We start from the raw sequence: 16,650 nt of genomic DNA, 5'->3' as shown, positions 1-16,650 counted from the left end.
ACCTTACCGGACGCTCCAAGGACGCCAACATGATTAGCAAAGAAGGCCTTACCCATCACATCTCCGCGCAGTTCAACGCCGAGCTCGAGGAGGTGCGCAGCCACCTCCTGGCGATGGGCGGCCTGGTGGAGAAGCAAGTCAACGATGCGGTCACCGCGCTGATCGAGGCCGATTCGGGCCTGGCCCAGCAAGTGCGTGAGATTGACGACCAGATCAACCAGATGGAACGCAACATTGACGAAGAATGCCTGCGCATTCTCGCCCGTCGCCAGCCGGCGGCCTCGGACCTGCGTTTGATCATCAGCATCTCCAAGTCGGTGATCGACCTGGAGCGCATCGGCGACGAAGCCACCAAGATCGCCCGCCGCGCCATCCAGCTCTGCGAAGAAGGCGAAGCGCCGCGCGGTTATGTGGAGGTGCGTCATATCGGCGACCAAGTGCGCAACATGGTGCGCGATGCCCTTGACGCGTTTGCGCGTTTCGACGCGGACCTGGCGTTGTCGGTCGCGCAGTACGACAAAGTCATCGACCGCGAATACAAAACCGCCCTGCGTGAGCTGGCCACCTACATGATGGAAGACCCGCGCTCTATCTCAAGGGTCTTGAGCATTATCTGGGTGCTGCGCTCCCTGGAGCGGATCGGCGACCACGCGCGCAATATCTCGGAACTGGTGATCTACCTGGTTCGCGGTACCGACGTACGGCACATGGGCCTCAAGCGCATGAAGGCTGAAGTTGAAGGTTCAGCCGATCAAAACCCTAATGTTCCGGGCGAACCTGACGATAAGTAAGTTGCCCGAGAAATTAACGCCCGGCCTTTGGTCGGGCGTTTTCGTTTGTGGCACCTGAATTTTTACGAATCGGGTAAAAGAAAGTCCGAACGTGACTACAGAGTTTTGGCAAAATGCCATCAGTCAGGCGTTTTGCGTGCCGAAGTTTTTATAGGATGAAGGGTCGATGAGTAAAGTCAGTGTATTGGTGGTGGATGACGCCTCGTTTATCCGCGACCTGGTGAAGAAGTGCCTGCGCAACTACTTCCCTGGGATCAAGCTTGAAGATGCGGTGAATGGCAAGAAGGCCCAGACCATCCTGATGCGCGAGTCCTTCGACCTGGTGCTGTGCGACTGGGAAATGCCGGAGATGTCCGGCCTGGAGCTGTTGACCTGGTGCCGCGAGCAACCGCACCTCAAGGCCATGCCATTCGTGATGGTGACCAGCCGTGGCGACAAAGAGAACGTAGTCCAGGCCATCCAGGCTGGGGTTTCCGGCTACGTCAGCAAGCCGTTCACCAACGAGCAACTGCTGAACAAGGTCAAGCAGGCCCTGCACAAGGTCGGTCGCCTCGACGCCCTGGTTGCCAGCGCACCGACCAAGATGAACTCGGCGTTCGGCAACGACTCTCTGAGCGCCCTGACGGGCGGCAAGCCTGAGGCCGCGCGCGCAGCGCCCGTTGCCGCCGCCGCACCTGCGCCAAGCAGAGGCCTGCTCAACAGCCCGCCGGTTCAAGCGCCCTCCGCCGCTGCGCCGTCCGCCGGCCGTGGCCAGGGCCAACTGCGCCTGTCCAGCGGCACCCAGCAATGCGTGATCAAGGCGCTGAGCATCAAGGAAGCGCTGCTGGTGGTGCGTCGAGGTGACGTCCTGCCTCAGGTACTGGAAAGCGCCGTGCTTGACCTGGAGCAAGGCGAGAACGCCGAAGTGGCCCGCCTCAACGGCTACCTGCACGCCATCGTCGCCTTCGAGCCCAGGCCCGACAGCGACTGGCTGCAGCTGACCTTCCGGTTTATCGACCAGGACGCGCAGAAACTCGACTACATTTCCCGCCTGATCGCACGGGGCACGGCGCAGAAGCATTTTGTGCCGGGTGCGTGATCTGCAGAGCAACGCCTAACTAATGTGGGGGCTTGCTCCCACATTTGGTTTGCGTTCCGGAGGTCAGTCCAGCAGTAACACCTTGGCCAGCACGATTTTCGGCCCTTTCATCTTCTTGATGATGATGCGCAGGCCTTCAACCTCCAGCACTTCTTCCTCTTCCGGCACGCGCTTGAGCGTGTCGTAGATCAGGCCGGCCAGGGTTTCGGCCTCGATGTGGTCCAGGTCGACGCCCAGCAGGCGTTCGACCTTGAACAGCGGTGTATCGCCGCGCACCAGCAGCTTGCCCGGCTGGTAGGCCAGGATGCCGCGCTCGGCCTTGCGGTGTTCGTCCTGAATATCGCCCACCAGCACTTCCAGCACGTCTTCCATGGTGAGGTAGCCGATGATCTTGCCGTCGGCTTCTTCCACCAGGGCGAAGTGTGCGCCGCCTTTGCGGAACTGCTCCAGCAACTGCGACAACGGCATGTGCCGGGAAACGCGTTCCAGCGGACGGGTCAGTTCGGCCAGGTTGAACGACTCGGGGATGTGATCCAGGGCCGCCAGTTCCAGCAGCAGGTCCTTGATGTGCAGCAAGCCGACGAACTCGTTGCGCACCGCGTCATACACCGGGTAGCGGCTGAACTTGTGGCGGCGGAACAGCGCCAGGATCTCTTTGAGCGGGGCGTTGAAGTCCAGGGTGACGAGGTCTTCCCGGGAATTGGCCCAGTCCACGACTTCCAGCTCGCCCATTTCCACGGCCGAGGCCAGCACACGCATGCCTTGGTCGCTCGGGTCCTGGCCACGGCTGGAGTGCAGGATCAGCTTGAGTTCTTCGCGGCTGTAATGGTGTTCGTGATGCGGGCCAGGCTCGCCTTGGCCGGCAATGCGCAAAATAGCGTTGGCGCTGGCGTTGAGCAGGTAGATCGCCGGGTACATGGCCCAGTAGAACAGGTACAGCGGCACCGCCGTCCACAGCGACAGCAGCTCGGGCTTGCGGATGGCCCAGGACTTGGGCGCCAGTTCACCGACCACGATGTGCAGGTAGGAAATCACGAAGAACGCGGCAAAGAACGACACGCCCTTGATCACTTCCGGGGATTCGACGCCCACGGCGCCCAACAGAGGCTCAAGGATATGCGCAAAGGCCGGCTCACCGACCCAGCCCAACCCCAGGGAGGCGAGGGTGATACCCAGCTGGCAGGCCGACAGATAAGCGTCGAGCTGGCTGTGTACGGTGCGCAGGATCTGCCCGCGCCAGCCGTTGGTGTGGGCGATGGCTTCGACCCGGGTCGAGCGCAATTTGACCATGGCGAATTCCGCCGCAACGAAGAAACCGTTGAGCAGTACCAGGATCAGAGCAAAAAGAATCATGCCGAAGTCGGCGAAGAGGGTCGCGAGGGTGATGCCAGGGGAAGGGTCCATGATGGGGTTTTGCGGGTTCCGTGTGTTCAATAAGGGATGACAGAAGGGCCTGAAAGGCAGGCGTAAGTCGGCCAATGTAGCCGCTGACGGGGCGCTTGCCTAGTGGTTGCTGCCGGTTGGTGTGTGGAATCCGCCCCTCCCACATTTCCAGCTGTGTTGTGTTTGGATTATTCGTCATTCCCGACGAGGCGCGAACGCGTTACCTGCGTCGTTGGAAAATGGCAGGTAAACGTACTGCCATGCCCCAGCACACTGCTGATTTCCAGGCGTGCGCGGTGGCGCAGCAACACATGCTTGACGATCGCCAGGCCCAGCCCGGTGCCGCCGGTGTTGGAGTTGCGGCTGGAATCGACGCGGTAGAAGCGTTCGGTCAGGCGCGGCAGGTGCTTGGCGTCGATGCCGATGCCGGAGTCCTGCACGCTCAGGTGCGCGCCCTGCGCGTCGGCCCACCAGCGGACGCGGATAGTGCCCTTGTCCTGGGTGTACTTCACGGCGTTGAACACCAGGTTGGAGAACGCACTGCGCAGTTCGCCCTCACTGCCCTTGAGCATCACTGAAGCGTCAGCTTCCAGGCTGATCTGCTGTCCGCGCTCGCCGGAGAGGGCCTGGGCGTCATTCTTGATGGTCTGCAGCAGGCTTTGCACGGCCACCGGGTGGTTGTCCGAGGGGTAATCGGTGGCCTCGAGCTTGGCCAGCAACAGCAGGTCGTTGAGCAGGGTCTGCATGCGCGAACCCTGTTGCTGCATCTGTTGCAGGGCGCGGCTCCAGCGCGGGTTGATCTCGTCGACATTGTCCAGCAGCGTCTCCAGATACCCGCAGATCACCGTCAACGGCGTGCGTAGTTCGTGGGAGACGTTGGCGACGAAGTCTTTGCGCATCTGTTCCAACTGGTGGATGCGGGTCACGTCGCGCACCAGCATCAGGTGCTCGTTGTTGCCGTAGCGCGTCAGGTACAGCTGGATACGCACGCGGTCGTTGGTCGGCGAGGGGATTTCCAGGGCTTCTTCGTAGTTGTCCTGCTCGAAGTACTCCTTGAAGCGCGGGTGGCGCACCAGGTTGGTCACCGGCTGACCGCTGTCCTGGGGCGTCTTGAGGCCCAGCAGGGTTTCGGCCGCGCGGTTCCACCATTCCAGGTTGCCGTCGCTGTCGAGCATGATCACCGCGTCCTTGAGCGCGGCGGTGGACTCCTGCACCCGGTCGATCACCGCTTGCAGGCGCCCGCGTACCCGTTGGTCGCGGCGTTGCAGGTGATAGATGCTGTCGAACACCTCGCCCCACAGGCCGTAGCCGTCGGGTGGCGCTTCGTCGGGTTTGTGCTGGCGCAGCCATTCATGCAGGCGCAGCAGTTGCTTGAGGGTCCAGCCCAGGTACAGGCCGATGCCGATGGCCAGGCTCCAGCCGTAGTAGCCGCTGATCAGCCCGACCAACAGGCAGCCGGTGATCAACAGAAGCATGTGGCGGATCAGGGTGCCATGCCAGTTTTGGTTCACTTGAACATGCGTCCTTGTCAGCTGTTTAAGTCAGGCTCTTGAGTCACGAAGCGGCTGGCTCAGCCTTTGGTTGAAAACCTATAGCCCGTGCCGCGCACGGTTTGTACCAGATTCTCATAGGCATCGCCCAAGGCTTTGCGCAGACGGCGGATATGCACGTCCACGGTGCGCTCTTCGACGTAGACGTTGCCGCCCCAGACCTGATCGAGCAACTGGCCACGAGTGTAGGCGCGCTCCTGGTGGGTCATGAAGAACTGCAGCAGGCGGTATTCGGTGGGGCCCATTTCGGCCGGCTTGCCGTCGATGGTCACGCGGTGGCTGATCGGGTCCAGCAGCAGCCCACCGACTTCGATCGGCGCTTCGCCATCCGTCGGGCCGGCGCGGCGCAGTACGGCTTTGAGGCGTGCAACCAGCTCGCGTGGGGAAAACGGCTTGGTGATGTAGTCGTCGGCGCCCACTTCCAGGCCCTGGATCTTGTTGTCCTCTTCGCCCTTGGCGGTAAGCATGATGATCGGGATGTCCCCGGTCAGCTCGTCGCGCTTGAGACGGCGCGCCAGTTCGATGCCGGAGGTGCCGGGCAGCATCCAGTCCAGCAGGATCAGGTCCGGCTTACGGTCGACGATAATGGCATGGGCCTGCTGGGAATTTTCCGCCTCCAGGCAGTCGTAGCCGGCCATTTCCAACGCAACGGCGATCATCTCGCGGATGGGCGCTTCGTCGTCAACAATCAGAATGCTCCTGCCAACCATGCTCAAAAATCCTCTTGTCATTTAACTGTCTTGCGCCGCATTAGATAACGGAATTATTGCAGTCGTGTGACAGTAATTTAGTCGTCCGGGCAATTCACGGCACTCTGGACTACCCTTTGGGTCCGAATCCTGACAACCACAAAAGGAAGGTTCCGATGACTTACAGCACTGTTTCCTGGAAAGCCCTGCTGCTATCGGCGGCGTTGATGCTGCCAGGCCTGGCCTTTGCCGCAGAGCCGGCGATGAAAAAAGATGGGATGTTGGTGGATCACAAGGGGATGACGCTCTATACCTTCGACAAGGATGCCGACGGCAAGTCAGTGTGCAAGGACCAGTGCGCGACCAACTGGCCGCCGCTGAAGGCTGAATCCACAGATACAAAGACGGGCGATTGGACGGTTATTACACGTGATGACCAGACCAGTCAGTGGGCCTACAAAGGCAAGCCGGTGTACACCTACAAGGACGACAAGAGGGCCGGTGACAAGACCGGAGATGGCAAGGGCGGCGCGTGGCACATCATCAAGCCATAAGCCTGCGGCGCCGCTGAGAGCATTGGGGGCAAACCCCCTCCCGCAGTGGGAATGCGTACCCCTGTGGGAGGGGGCCCCCGATGACGCCGGTACAGCCACCACAAAAACCTCAGCGAAACCCGTAGTCGGCCACAATCCCGACAAAAATCGCCAACCCCGCCCAGTGGTTGTGTAAAAACGCCTTGAAGCACTTCATGCGGTCCCTGTCGCGGGTATACCAGAACTCCCAGGCAAAACAGCCCGCCGCCGCCAGCAGCCCCAGGTGGAACCAGCCGCCCAGCTCAAACCGCACGCCCGCCAGCAACAGGCACACCAGCGCCAGGCCCTGCAACGTGAGGATGATCACCCGGTCGGCATCGCCGAACAGAATTGCGGTGGATTTCACGCCGATCTTCAAGTCGTCGTCGCGGTCGGTCATTGCGTAATAAGTGTCATAACCCACCGTCCACAGCAGGTTGGCGATGTACAGCAGCCATGCAGTGGCGGGCAAATCGCCTGTTTCGGCGGTAAACGCCATCGGCATGCCCCAGGAAAACGCCGCGCCCAACACCACCTGCGGGTAATAGGTGTAGCGCTTCATGAACGGGTAGCTTGCCGCCAGCGCCAGGCCGCCGAGGGACAGCAGGATGGTGGTGGCGTTGGTCAGCAGCACCAGCAGGAAACTGACGCCCATCAACAGCGCAAAGAACACCAGTGCCTCTTTTGAACTGATCTTGCCGCTGGCCAGCGGACGTTGTGCCGTGCGCTTTACATGGCCGTCCACCTTGCGGTCGGCCCAGTCATTGATCACGCAGCCGCCCGCTCGGGTGAGTACCACGCCCAGTACGAAAATCACGATATTGGCGAGCGACGGCGAACCCTTGCCGGCAATCCACAGCGCCCACAGCGTCGGCCACAACAGCAGGTAGATGCCGATGGGCTTGTCCATGCGGGTCAACTGAATGAAGTCCCAGGCCCTTGGGTTCAAGCGGTTCAAGGATTTGAGCGCACGTTGATACATCAGCAGTTCTCCGGATGGTCATGCAGCGCCTGCCAGAAACCCGGCAAGAAGACTTCCGCCACCAGCACGCTCAGCGCGCCACGGTCGAAGCGCGAGCGACGGGCCCATAGCCCATCAGCCTGGTCGGCGTTCGGCAGCCATTGCCGAGGGTAACGGCACACCTCGATCGCCTGGCGGGTAAACGCCTGGTCGCAGAACAACAACTCGCCCAGCGAGCGGCTGCCCAGTTCGTCCATGTGCAAACCGTCGCCCTGCAGCGCACTGCGTGATGCCACGCTGCGGGCAAATACCCACGGCTGGCCATGCCCGCGTAAATACACCTCGCGCGCCCAGCCGACCGTGGCCGGGGCCAGGTCCAGGGCCGCACACTCATCGTCCCGCAGCGGTTGCCAGCCTTCGAACAGTGGGGTGACGCTGAAGCCGTCGTTCGACAGCCGCGTCAACCGGCGCGTCAGTGAGCCTTCATCGAACAGCCAATCGAGGGTCAAGGGCGTGGGCAGGGGGCTCAAATGGCTCTGGATCAGCCATTGGCAAGCCTCGGGGAGGGCGATTGAGTGCGGCACGGAGAGTCAGTAATTGGCAGCGAAAGAGGCGGCGAGCTTACCATGGCGCCTTGGACTTTTGCCGGGCTGAGCCGGCACCTTGCGTCGATCGCGCTTGCATCTGCAGGCTCCGATCAGTACAAAACGCCCTGAGCCGTACGGCAACGCTGGTCTATCGACCGTCGGCCAAGATGCCTGGACCCTGAGGAAGCAAGAATGAAGAAGTGGCAATGTGTAGTCTGCGGCCTGATCTACAACGAAGCAGACGGCTGGCCGGATGACGGAATCGCTCCGGGCACCCTGTGGCAAGACGTCCCTGAAGACTGGCTGTGCCCGGATTGCGGCGTGGGCAAAATGGATTTCGAAATGATCGAAATCGCCTGATCTGAACATTTAAGAACCGTACTACAAGGAGAATGGAATGAACGCACCTGTCGTGATCATCGGCACAGGGTTGGCCGGTTACAACGTGGCCCGGGAATTTCGCAAGCTCGACAGCGAAACCCCCTTGCTGCTGATCACCGCGGATGATGGGCGTTCCTACTCCAAGCCCATGCTCTCCACCGGCTTTGGCAAGAACAAGGAAGCCGACGGCCTGAGCATGGCTGAGCCTGGCGCCATGGCCGAGCAACTCAAGGCCGAAGTGCGCACCCACACCCGTATCAGCGGCATCGACCCAGGCCACAAGCGCCTGTGGATCGGCGAGGAAGCCGTGGCTTACCGCGACCTGGTCCTGGCCTGGGGCGCCCAGACCGTGCAGGTGCCCGTCGAGGGCGATGCGGCCGAGCTGATTTTTCCGATCAACGACCTTGAAGACTACGCACGCTTTCGCACTGCCGCGGCCGGCAAGCGCCGCGTGCTGCTGCTCGGCGCCGGCCTGATCGGCTGTGAATTCGCCAACGATTTGATCCTGGGCGGTTATGAAATCGACCTGGTCGCCCCCTGCGAGCAAGTCATGCCGACCCTGCTGCACCCGGCGGCGGCCGCCGCAGTACAGGCCGGCCTTGAAAGCCTGGGCGCGCGTTTCCACCTGGGGCCGGTGCTCAGCCGCCTGCAGCGTACGGCGGACGGCCTCGAAGCCCACCTGTCGGACGGTGCAGTGATCCCCTGCGACCTGGTGGTCTCGGCCATCGGCCTGCGCCCACGCACCGACCTGGCCGCCGCCGCCGGCCTGCAGACCAACCGCGGCATCATGGTGGACCGCCACCTCAAGACCTCCCACGCCAACATCTACGCCCTGGGCGACTGCGCCGAGGTCGATGGCTTGAACCTGCTGTACGTGATGCCGCTGATGACCTGCGCCCGAGCGCTGGCCCAGACCCTGGCCGGCAACGCCACGGCGGTCAGCTACGGCCCGATGCCCGTCACCGTGAAAACCCCGGTCTGCCCGCTGGTGGTCTCGCCACCACCACGCGGCACCGAAGGCGTATGGATTGTCGAAGGCCAGGGCGCCGACATCAAGGCGCTGTGCCGCGATGCCAGTGGCCGCCTGCTGGGGTATGCGCTGACCGGCACCGCCGTGATGGAAAAACTGGCGTTGAATAAGGAACTTCCGCCACTGCTGGCGTAAATGTCGGTCGTTCTGTCGGAATAAGCCCGTTTTTCACCCCAGAAAGCTCGCCGCGAGACTGGCGGAGCGTGCGAGGGCATGCCATCCTCACTCCCGTCTGCCGCAGAGTAGAGCCTGCGGCGCTTTGGGCGCCGCTCCGTCAGAGAGTGGCACGGACATAACAACAAAAAACCGTCAAAGAGGCTTCACATATGCGTAAACCAGAACTCGCAGCCGCCATCGCTGAAAAAGCGGATCTCACCAAAGAGCAGGCCAACCGCGTCCTCAACGCCGTTCTCGAAGAAATCACCGGCGCCCTGCACCGCAAGGACAGCGTCACCCTGGTGGGCTTCGGCACCTTCCTGCAACGCCACCGCGGCGCCCGCACCGGCAAAAACCCGCAAACCGGTGAGCCTGTGAAAATCAAGGCCAGCAATACCGTTGCGTTCAAACCGGGTAAATCGCTGAAAGATACCGTTAACGCTTAACGCGCAGTACCGTCTCGAAGGGAGGCGGGGCGGTAAGAAAAATGGGCACGCCGATTGGGTCGGGTGCCCTTTTTTGTTGGGTACTGATGCGTATGCCGCATTAAGCCAGCCCGCCTAATCGCATTCTCAGGTGAATTGAACTAGGAAATAGCCGCCCAGATCCCCTTCTTTCAGCTTTTTCGCTCGATTATCGGCGAACACATAGCCGATACCTCCACCGAGTATTCCTTCGTGACTAGGGCTGATTTTTGCAATGTCGGCGTCGGTTAGTTGAGCCAAGAAATAGTAGCGAGGGCTTTCATACAAAGGGTCTTGCAACCATGCGGGGCGCCCAAGGGCCTTGCTGATACTCGCGCCACTGTCCAGGTCTTCCAATTCTTCCTCCATTTGTTCGGGAGTGAACGGTTGCTGGGCAATATACGTTCGCGGGATTGGATCAACCAACGCAGCGGGTGTGAGTTCGGAAGTCGCCAGTGCGTGAAGCAGAACTTGACTATGGCCAAGTTGGAGCTTTTCCATCTCGCTTTGTTGATGAACAGTCAACTTTCGTACAGACGATCGTGTGTACGTTTCGTCAGTTCGCTCAACGGAGACGAACACAGTAAGCGCCATCCCGGAGGGTATGAATGGGACGTCCAAGAACGTTGAGGTCATCGTAATCACCGGCAGCATAAGCTGACCGGTCTGCGGGTCTTTAGGCCACAACTCAAGGTCTGTAAGCCACGCACCTCCGCCTATTTGTCCAAGGTTATGGTCTTGCTGTGAGAGGATAATCTGATTGATACCCATAGCCGGTGATCCTTTAGAAACAACCTTTTCGTTTGGCGAATGACGTGGCAGAGCGCCTCGCCGTCCTGACTTGTTGTTGCGTGATGATGCCGGTTTTGACCAGTGAGTTGTGTATGGCTTGGGACATGAGGCGAATCTCCAGCTTCCCGCGCTTAAGCATCTGATTGGGTCCCATCCCACTAGTGCGCCGCAAACGATTCTCCTCGGCATGCACCATGGCTGGTCTGGCTATGCCGATGTTCTTACCGCAGGCGCAAGCCCTGCCAATCAAAGCGGGTTTCACCCAACGGATAACCGTTGCTGTCATGTTCGGTTTTAGCGATGCGCCGGCCACGTCGTAGTGGAGCAGTTGGCGCTGATCCCGACGGTTATCGCGGTCGCGCTCGAAGTCGTTGATCACCTGGCCGTCGAGGTTGATCTGGTGCAGATGGGCGCTGCCGTAGTACAGACGGTTCAGCCAACGACCGTGGGGTTATATAGTCTGGTCTCACTATCAAGTGTGGCCTGGTATCCAGAATAAGCTTTTACCTCCGGATTTAATGATTTTCTCAACCAGTTCAGTGAAAGATCTCGCGATCAATGTGCTCTCATCGGCCGTCGGGTAACTGTCCCAGAACGAGTCGTAGCAATACCCAAATCGCGGGCCTGGCATCAGGTCGATTGAAATTATTTGATCTTCACTTTTAACCAGCACGTACCAGTTAGCTGAGTCGGAATTTTTTAAGTCTTCGTTCATTACAGCAAAGTCTGGACGTTCTAGCGCTGGTGGCTGAACTGTGAAGTTGTGCCGGGCCTGTGGATAAAAAACTGCGCTACTGTAATGTTGATAAAAATACGATAAGTCATCGGGAACGGGATGGTTCGGCAAACCAATGGATGGTTCTGTCGTACAGTCAGAATTTTCTATCAGTTCAAGAATTTTAATCTTCCGCATCCATTGTAGATAAAGAGGGTAACTTTAATTAAAATAAATGCATCCATCTATTTTTGCCTCAGCCATTTGATCCTTTACCAATCGCCTCGCCACTCCTCAGCGTACTCTGATGTTGGGTCAAGGCCGACAATTTCCCCTATGGCGTAAATGTGTTCAAATATAGATTCGCGTTCGACAGTTTCTATTTCATCCTCGAAATAATTAATGTTAAGTATGCACTTTTTGAAGTTTTCCAAGAGGGTTGATTGATTTGTATTTTCGGGAAGTTGTTGAAGTTCACTGATAAGCGCTTCGAGCAACCTCTTTATTTTGGCGATAAGTTTTTTTTCACCCTCTAGAGTGAGGTGATGCATTTGAAAGTCCTGTAATTCTTTGTTTTTCATTTGGCTGTACTCAATTTTTTGGCGTGTGGCGCTGAGATGCCTTTGAATAAAAATTCTTTGGATTTGTCCCAATTCACTCCGTTTTCAAAGTAGTTTATTAAACGATTTTGTAGCTTTTCTGGATCGCCGACCATGCCTGATAATTCATATTTATAAATGGTGTCGAGGTCATCGGTTAATGTTAAGTTGCTTTTCAATGTAATTGCATCAAGCGTTTCAAAAGAATCAGTCAGTTCTATAAGATCCGCGCCGTAATTACCGCCAATAATAGCCCTCAGCATTTTTTTTTCGGGAGGGCGCATATCTATGCGGATTTTATCCGATGACGGCTCACTTATGGCGAGGCCCTTCAAAGCCTTCGTGGACGTGAAAATAAAAAATAACGGATCAAGTTTTTCGAGGTTTACACCTGTCCAGGTATCCTGAGTATTTGTCAAGTCGAAAAACTGCAGGTAGTAGTTTTCACGCATCTGGACAAGCGTGTAGAGGTCATCTTTTAGTTTTAAACTTAGAATCTTGCCTTCTTGCCATGTGATCTTCTTCAGCATCTTCCCGGACCTTTGGATTTCTGAGTTGGTTTTTGAGGTTTGACACCTCTATGTTTGTCAGCGGCCGCGAGATAAATATCCCGTCTTTTGTTATTCGGGCCGACAGGTCTTTGTTTATTCGCAACAGGGCCTTCTTTCAATTTGTCTTCATATATTCTTTGTTCTAGGCCCCTTGCAATGTCTTTTCCTTTTTGCCCATCTCCTTTGAATACTGCCTCTGGTGCAACGTCGAAAATTTGCTTATTAGGATAGCGGTAGTCCAACACAGCTTGCGCGGAATGCCCCAACCCAGGCTTGCTGGCGTAACCCACATAAGGTTTACCGTCTTTCACGCCGACGTAAGTGATGTGGGTCGCTTTCGCAGGGTCGCCTGCCCATCCCCACGGGTCTATCCAGCCAATGGGGTTCGGCGCGTACTGGTAAAGATTGAATCCACCCATCAACCCAATCGGATCCGGCGTCGTAAACCGCCCCACATCCGGATCATAAAACCGAAACGTGTTGTAGTGCAGCCCAATCTCCCGATCCAGATACTGCCCCTGGAACCGCAAATTCTGCTCTTCGATAAAGTACGCTTCACGCACTTCTTCGTCCGCATTCCCCCACACCTGATACCGCGCCTGCCACACCGTTTTCCCATCAGCTTCGGTCAGTTGCTCAGGCAATCCATTCAGGTCGTTGTGGTAGTAGCGCACGCTTTGATGCTCACCCGTGCCGTCCACTCGAGCCAGCGGTGCATAGCCGTCTTCTTCATAGATATAGAGGCTGGTCTGGCTGTGCCGGTGTTCCTGCAGCAGGCGCAGGCCTTCCCAATCAAAGCGGGTTTCACCCAACGGGTAGCCATTGTTGTCATGTTCGGTTTTAGCGATGCGCCGCCCAAGCGGGTCATAGGTCATTTTCACGACCGTTTCGCGTCCATCCTTCTGGCTACGGATTTCAATCAAGCGATGCTCGGCATCGTAGGCGAAATATTGCACACCACGCACAGCGCTGCGCTTTTCGATCATTCGACCGAAACCGTCATAACGGTAGCGCTTGTCCTGATAGGTCAACAGCTTGTTATGCACGACCAGCCCTGCACCTGCTGGCGGGCCGTCGAGCAGGTTGGCTGCGGCGTCGTAGGTGAAAGTTTCCTGCTGGCCCTGGGCGTTGTCCTGGCTGGCGATGATGCGGCCGGTCGCGTCGTAGTGCAGCAGTTGACGCTGGTCCCGATGCTTGTCGCGGTTGCGCTCCAGGCGGCCGATCAGGTTATCGGCCGGGTCATAGTCGAAGTGTTTTTGCTGGGCAGCCGGCAGTTGCGTGGGCTGGCCACTGGGACGGCGTATCCGCGAGCGCAGGCGGCCGCTGCGGTCATATTCGCTGCGCGTGGTGATCTGGCCTTGGGTGCGCAGCACTTCACGGTGCAGGCGGTCGCGTTCGAAGTCGCAGATGACGCGCCCGTCGAGGTTGATCTGGTGCAGGTGGCCGCTGCCGTAGTACAGGCGGTTGAGCCAACGGCCGTCGGGCAACTGCGTCTGGATCAGGTTGCCGAGCTCATCGTAGTGGTAGTTCAGGCTGCCGGCGGCGCTTTGTTCGATGAGCAGTTGGCCGCGCGCGTCGTAGGCGAAGGCCAGTGCCTGGGTGGTTTCGTCATTGCCGATGAAGGTGACAGCGGTAAGTTGGTCCAACGGGTCGTAGGCGTATTCGGTGCGACCATCATCGGTTTGTTTCAACAGCAAGCGGCCCACTGCATCTCGTTCGAGTCGATGCACAATTGAAGGCTCAGGTGTCTGCCCGGTGGGCACGTACTCAACGGCGGCTACGTTATCCAGAAGGTCATAGGCATAACGTCGGGCGCTACCGTCGAGGTCTTGTTGCTCCACCAGACGGTCGCACGGGTCCCATGTAAAGCGGTAACTCTCACCATTTTCATTGGTCAGGGTTTGGAGGTGTCCGTAGGCGTCGTAGCGGAACTCAATCTGCCGGCCGTGTGCATCTATTCGTTGCCGCACTTGCCCGCGGCGCCCGTATTGGTAGCGGGTGGTGTGTCCCGCTGCATCGGTATAGCCGATCAACAGACCGCTGGTGTCGCGCAGGTACTGTTCGGTGCGACCGTCCGGCATTTCGGTCTGCAACAGCCGGCCTTGGCCGTCGTGTCGATAACGCTGTCGTTCACCCAAGGCGTCGACGACCACCTGCAGATGGCCCTGGCGGTCGTACTCGAACGCTGTGGGATACCCTGAACAATCGATATGCTGGATTAATTGCCCGGTTTCATTCCAGCGCAGGGTTTTGCTTTTACCCGTGGCATCGATGATCTCCACCACCTGTCCAAACGTATCGTAGCGATACCGCGTGACATGCCCCAACGGGTCGATTTCACTGACGCAATTGCCCCGCTGGTCGTACTGATATTGCCACGCGTGGCCTGCCGCATCGGTCTCCACCAGCGGCAGCGACCAATGCTCCAGCCACAACGTCGACTCGATACGCCCCAACGGATCCTGAGTGCTGCACAGGTTACCGGACTCGTCGTAGCCGAACTGCCATTTGCCGCCTTGTGGGTCAGTCGCGCTGAGCAACTGACGCTCCTCATTCCATTCGAATTGCCACGTCTTTCCCAGGTTATCGGTGTATTCGGTGATCTGGTACTGCGAGTTCCAGCGGCGTGTGCTGAGACGCTGCAAGCCATCAGTAATGCGCGTCACGCCGGCCGGCAGGTCATAGTCGAACAGGTATTCGTCACCCTCATCGGTCCAGTGCCGCACCACGCGCCATTCGCTGCCGTCCACGCAGCCCCATTGGTAGTAACAACGCAGCCCGGTGGGCAGCTGATGCTCGACCATGCGCTGGCCGCTGTCGTAGGTGAAGCGGCGTTGCACATGTGCGTCGGGATCGCGAACTTCGGCGAGGTCGCCGCGAGCATCGTAGCCGTAACTGACAAGGGTTTCGCGGCTGTGATCGGGGTATAGCCGCTCGACTTGTTCCACTCGCGCCGGCCATTTCTGGCTGTAAACAAGTTCGACACGCACATGGTCGAACGTATCTCGTAAGTGGCTCAGCCGACCCTGAATGTCATAGTCGAGGAAGATTCGATTGTCGTTGCGATCCCCCAATTGGCTAAGGCGCAGGCGTGAGGCGGTGCCCGGCGTTGGTTCGAATAGCCGATAGAGCCCATCAACGCTTTCAATCAGTAGTTGGCCATTGGTATTGCGCCGTACGCTCAAGCCTTCTCCTGCGCTGAATACGGCACCGCCAAGCGGGATGACGCCCATGTCGATCTGTCGCGCTTGCTCATCGGTATAGACCAGCCGTTCCCCACCTTCGGGGTGTACGCCAATCTCGACGCAGACCTCGTAGATCACGCTCCAGCTGGCACCGAACAGACCGCCGCGACGCTCGTCCCGGCTGCTGTAGTAGCGCTGCCACTCGATAGGGAGCAGGCCGGGCAGGGCGAAGTCCAGATCGTCTTCCCCATCAAGAATTTTCGCGCCAGTGGAGCTGTGTACCGGGTTGGGCGAGCCTGCTACAGCAGAGGTAATGGCATTGGTCACTTGGCTGGTGCCCCACGACACCAGTCCACCAACGACCATGCACGGCAGCTTGCTGAAAAACTTGGAGCCGCCACCACGCAGCATCAACAGTGCGGTCACCGCCAGCCCGACACCGGGTGTCTTGCCACTGCGGATCTCGCGCACCACCACGGGGCTTCCGCCAATACGCACGTTGCTGGAGATCATCCCCGACTCGACAATCGAGGCGTCGCAGGTGCTTCGGTCACCGCTGCGGGCGGCCGGCTGACCGTTGATAGTGACCTTGCTGGAGCCTTCGGCAATAAACTGCGGCGGCATCGGTGGATGTTTGGTGCAGATCACAATATCCAGCGGTTTGGGTACTGCGCCTGGTGCAGGAACCGCCACCGTGGGTCGCCACATCTGCGAGAAGAAACCCTTGGCCATGTCAAGGTAGCTGGCTTCTTCGGGACTACCACCTTCGGCGGGTTGCGAACTGACCGGGCCGATAGCGCCTGCGGCACGTGCCGAGGGTATGCCGTTGGTAAAAGTGTTGTGGGAGCCGGTGGCGATGGTTGCCATCACCACCGGCGGGAATAACGCATTGCCTATCCAGTCACAGACCTTTGTCAGTCCCTTGTCCGCCCCCGTCTTGCTCATGCCTATACCGACGATGATGCCCACCACCGCGCCGAGCACAAAGCAGCCCAGACCGCCGGTAACGACGGTAATACCGGTGGCGGCCACAATCGCAGCCGTGGCGACGGCCGTAATAGCGATGTTGGCCGCAATTTCCAGCACGCCGCCCAGGATGTCGGCCATCGCCGAGGTGTGCAGCAGGCCGTCGCCGAGACGTGCCGCCCAGAGAGCGTCAGACATGG

At 58.8% G+C, this 16,650-nt stretch carries 16 protein-coding genes; 6 read left to right on the top strand and 10 right to left on the bottom strand.

The window, feature by feature from the left end:
* Positions 1-29 precede the first annotated feature (29 nt).
* Both phoU and V6M90_RS05630 read left to right on the top strand, forming a co-directional pair.
* The gene (gene phoU, locus V6M90_RS05635; RefSeq protein WP_003176968.1) at positions 30-791 is read left to right on the top strand and encodes a phosphate signaling complex protein PhoU; all 762 of its coding nucleotides are present in this window, start codon (positions 30-32) and stop codon (positions 789-791) included.
* Between the two features lie 166 nt (positions 792-957).
* Entirely contained in the window at positions 958-1,869 is a 912-nt protein-coding gene (locus tag V6M90_RS05630) for a response regulator (RefSeq protein ID WP_305428108.1), read from the top strand.
* Positions 1,870-1,932: 63 nt separating this feature from the next.
* Here the strand turns inward: V6M90_RS05630 and V6M90_RS05625 are convergent, their stop codons facing one another.
* From V6M90_RS05625 to phoB, 3 genes are all read right to left on the bottom strand, one after another.
* Positions 1,933-3,273: a hemolysin family protein gene (locus V6M90_RS05625; protein WP_078826606.1), complete on the bottom strand. Its 1,341-nt coding sequence runs from the start codon at positions 3,271-3,273 to the stop codon at positions 1,933-1,935.
* Between the two features lie 167 nt (positions 3,274-3,440).
* On the bottom strand, positions 3,441-4,727 hold the full coding sequence (gene phoR, locus V6M90_RS05620) for a phosphate regulon sensor histidine kinase PhoR (RefSeq protein ID WP_258317757.1): 1,287 nt from the start codon (positions 4,725-4,727) through the stop codon (positions 3,441-3,443).
* 95 nt (positions 4,728-4,822) lie between these two features.
* On the bottom strand, positions 4,823-5,512 hold the full coding sequence (gene phoB / locus V6M90_RS05615) for a phosphate regulon transcriptional regulator PhoB (RefSeq protein ID WP_003176964.1): 690 nt from the start codon (positions 5,510-5,512) through the stop codon (positions 4,823-4,825).
* Between the two features lie 155 nt (positions 5,513-5,667).
* Here phoB and V6M90_RS05610 point away from each other — a divergent pair, with 155 nt between their 5' ends.
* Entirely contained in the window at positions 5,668-6,045 is a 378-nt protein-coding gene (locus tag V6M90_RS05610) for a COG4315 family predicted lipoprotein (protein WP_003176963.1), read from the top strand.
* A gap of 109 nt (positions 6,046-6,154) precedes the next feature.
* Here the strand turns inward: V6M90_RS05610 and ubiA are convergent, their stop codons facing one another.
* Both ubiA and V6M90_RS05600 read right to left on the bottom strand, forming a co-directional pair.
* Positions 6,155-7,045, bottom strand: coding sequence for a 4-hydroxybenzoate octaprenyltransferase (gene ubiA, locus V6M90_RS05605; protein WP_332846190.1), 891 nt, complete (start codon positions 7,043-7,045; stop codon positions 6,155-6,157).
* Complete coding sequence (locus V6M90_RS05600) at positions 7,045-7,608, bottom strand: chorismate--pyruvate lyase family protein (protein ID WP_078826602.1); 564 nt, start codon at positions 7,606-7,608, stop codon at positions 7,045-7,047. Before V6M90_RS05600 ends, ubiA begins: the two co-directional genes overlap by 1 nt.
* Positions 7,609-7,803: 195 nt before the next feature.
* Between V6M90_RS05600 and V6M90_RS05595 the strand changes: the two genes are divergently transcribed.
* The 3 genes from V6M90_RS05595 to V6M90_RS05585 all read left to right on the top strand — a co-directional run bounded on the left by V6M90_RS05595 (position 7,804) and on the right by V6M90_RS05585 (position 9,624).
* Positions 7,804-7,971: a rubredoxin gene (locus tag V6M90_RS05595; RefSeq protein ID WP_027616797.1), complete on the top strand. Its 168-nt coding sequence runs from the start codon at positions 7,804-7,806 to the stop codon at positions 7,969-7,971.
* A 37-nt stretch (positions 7,972-8,008) separates the two neighbouring features.
* Complete coding sequence (locus V6M90_RS05590) at positions 8,009-9,157, top strand: NAD(P)/FAD-dependent oxidoreductase (protein WP_332846189.1); 1,149 nt, start codon at positions 8,009-8,011, stop codon at positions 9,155-9,157.
* Between the two features lie 191 nt (positions 9,158-9,348).
* Entirely contained in the window at positions 9,349-9,624 is a 276-nt protein-coding gene (locus tag V6M90_RS05585; protein ID WP_003176958.1) for an HU family DNA-binding protein, read from the top strand.
* A gap of 126 nt (positions 9,625-9,750) precedes the next feature.
* Here the strand turns inward: V6M90_RS05585 and V6M90_RS05580 are convergent, their stop codons facing one another.
* The 5 genes from V6M90_RS05580 to V6M90_RS05560 all read right to left on the bottom strand — a co-directional run bounded on the left by V6M90_RS05580 (position 9,751) and on the right by V6M90_RS05560 (position 16,648).
* Positions 9,751-10,413, bottom strand: a complete 663-nt coding sequence (locus V6M90_RS05580) for a hypothetical protein (protein ID WP_332846188.1) — start codon at positions 10,411-10,413, stop codon at positions 9,751-9,753.
* Positions 10,414-10,426: 13 nt separating this feature from the next.
* A complete protein-coding gene (locus tag V6M90_RS05575; RefSeq protein ID WP_332846187.1) occupies positions 10,427-10,813 on the bottom strand; it encodes a hypothetical protein in 387 nt (128 codons plus the stop codon).
* A gap of 608 nt (positions 10,814-11,421) precedes the next feature.
* Positions 11,422-11,730 carry a hypothetical protein gene (locus tag V6M90_RS05570; protein WP_332846186.1) on the bottom strand — a complete coding sequence of 103 codons (309 nt, stop codon included), beginning with the start codon at positions 11,728-11,730 and terminating at the stop codon, positions 11,422-11,424.
* On the bottom strand, positions 11,727-12,278 hold the full coding sequence (locus tag V6M90_RS05565) for a hypothetical protein (protein WP_332846185.1): 552 nt from the start codon (positions 12,276-12,278) through the stop codon (positions 11,727-11,729). Before V6M90_RS05565 ends, V6M90_RS05570 begins: the two co-directional genes overlap by 4 nt.
* Positions 12,272-16,648: an RHS repeat-associated core domain-containing protein gene (locus V6M90_RS05560; protein WP_332846184.1), complete on the bottom strand. Its 4,377-nt coding sequence runs from the start codon at positions 16,646-16,648 to the stop codon at positions 12,272-12,274. The genes V6M90_RS05565 and V6M90_RS05560 overlap by 7 nt, the downstream gene beginning before the upstream one ends.
* Positions 16,649-16,650: the final 2 nt, after the last annotated feature.

The sequence above is a fragment of the Pseudomonas lactucae genome (assembly GCF_036688725.1).
In the GTDB taxonomy this organism is placed as follows: Bacteria; Pseudomonadota; Gammaproteobacteria; order Pseudomonadales; family Pseudomonadaceae; genus Aquipseudomonas; species Aquipseudomonas lactucae.
Note: the sequence above shows the minus strand (reverse complement) of the source record. Positions and strands in the feature narration are given on the sequence as shown.

What these genes read in the sequence shown, in the direction of transcription:
- ubiA (WP_332846190.1), bottom strand. Translation starts at nt 7,045, where the DNA reads ATGTATCAACGTGCGCTCAAATCCTTGAACCGCTTGAACCCAAGGGCC.
- V6M90_RS05590 (WP_332846189.1), top strand. Translation starts at nt 8,009, where the DNA reads ATGAACGCACCTGTCGTGATCATCGGCACAGGGTTGGCCGGTTACAAC.
- V6M90_RS05610 (WP_003176963.1), top strand. Translation starts at nt 5,668, where the DNA reads ATGACTTACAGCACTGTTTCCTGGAAAGCCCTGCTGCTATCGGCGGCG.
- V6M90_RS05570 (WP_332846186.1), bottom strand. Translation starts at nt 11,730, where the DNA reads ATGAAAAACAAAGAATTACAGGACTTTCAAATGCATCACCTCACTCTA.
- V6M90_RS05625 (WP_078826606.1), bottom strand. Translation starts at nt 3,273, where the DNA reads ATGGACCCTTCCCCTGGCATCACCCTCGCGACCCTCTTCGCCGACTTC.
- phoB (WP_003176964.1), bottom strand. Translation starts at nt 5,512, where the DNA reads ATGGTTGGCAGGAGCATTCTGATTGTTGACGACGAAGCGCCCATCCGC.
- V6M90_RS05580 (WP_332846188.1), bottom strand. Translation starts at nt 10,413, where the DNA reads ATGGGTATCAATCAGATTATCCTCTCACAGCAAGACCATAACCTTGGA.
- V6M90_RS05560 (WP_332846184.1), bottom strand. Translation starts at nt 16,648, where the DNA reads ATGTCTGACGCTCTCTGGGCGGCACGTCTCGGCGACGGCCTGCTGCAC.
- V6M90_RS05585 (WP_003176958.1), top strand. Translation starts at nt 9,349, where the DNA reads ATGCGTAAACCAGAACTCGCAGCCGCCATCGCTGAAAAAGCGGATCTC.
- phoU (WP_003176968.1), top strand. Translation starts at nt 30, where the DNA reads ATGATTAGCAAAGAAGGCCTTACCCATCACATCTCCGCGCAGTTCAAC.
- V6M90_RS05595 (WP_027616797.1), top strand. Translation starts at nt 7,804, where the DNA reads ATGAAGAAGTGGCAATGTGTAGTCTGCGGCCTGATCTACAACGAAGCA.
- V6M90_RS05630 (WP_305428108.1), top strand. Translation starts at nt 958, where the DNA reads ATGAGTAAAGTCAGTGTATTGGTGGTGGATGACGCCTCGTTTATCCGC.
- V6M90_RS05565 (WP_332846185.1), bottom strand. Translation starts at nt 12,278, where the DNA reads ATGCTGAAGAAGATCACATGGCAAGAAGGCAAGATTCTAAGTTTAAAA.
- phoR (WP_258317757.1), bottom strand. Translation starts at nt 4,727, where the DNA reads ATGCTTCTGTTGATCACCGGCTGCCTGTTGGTCGGGCTGATCAGCGGC.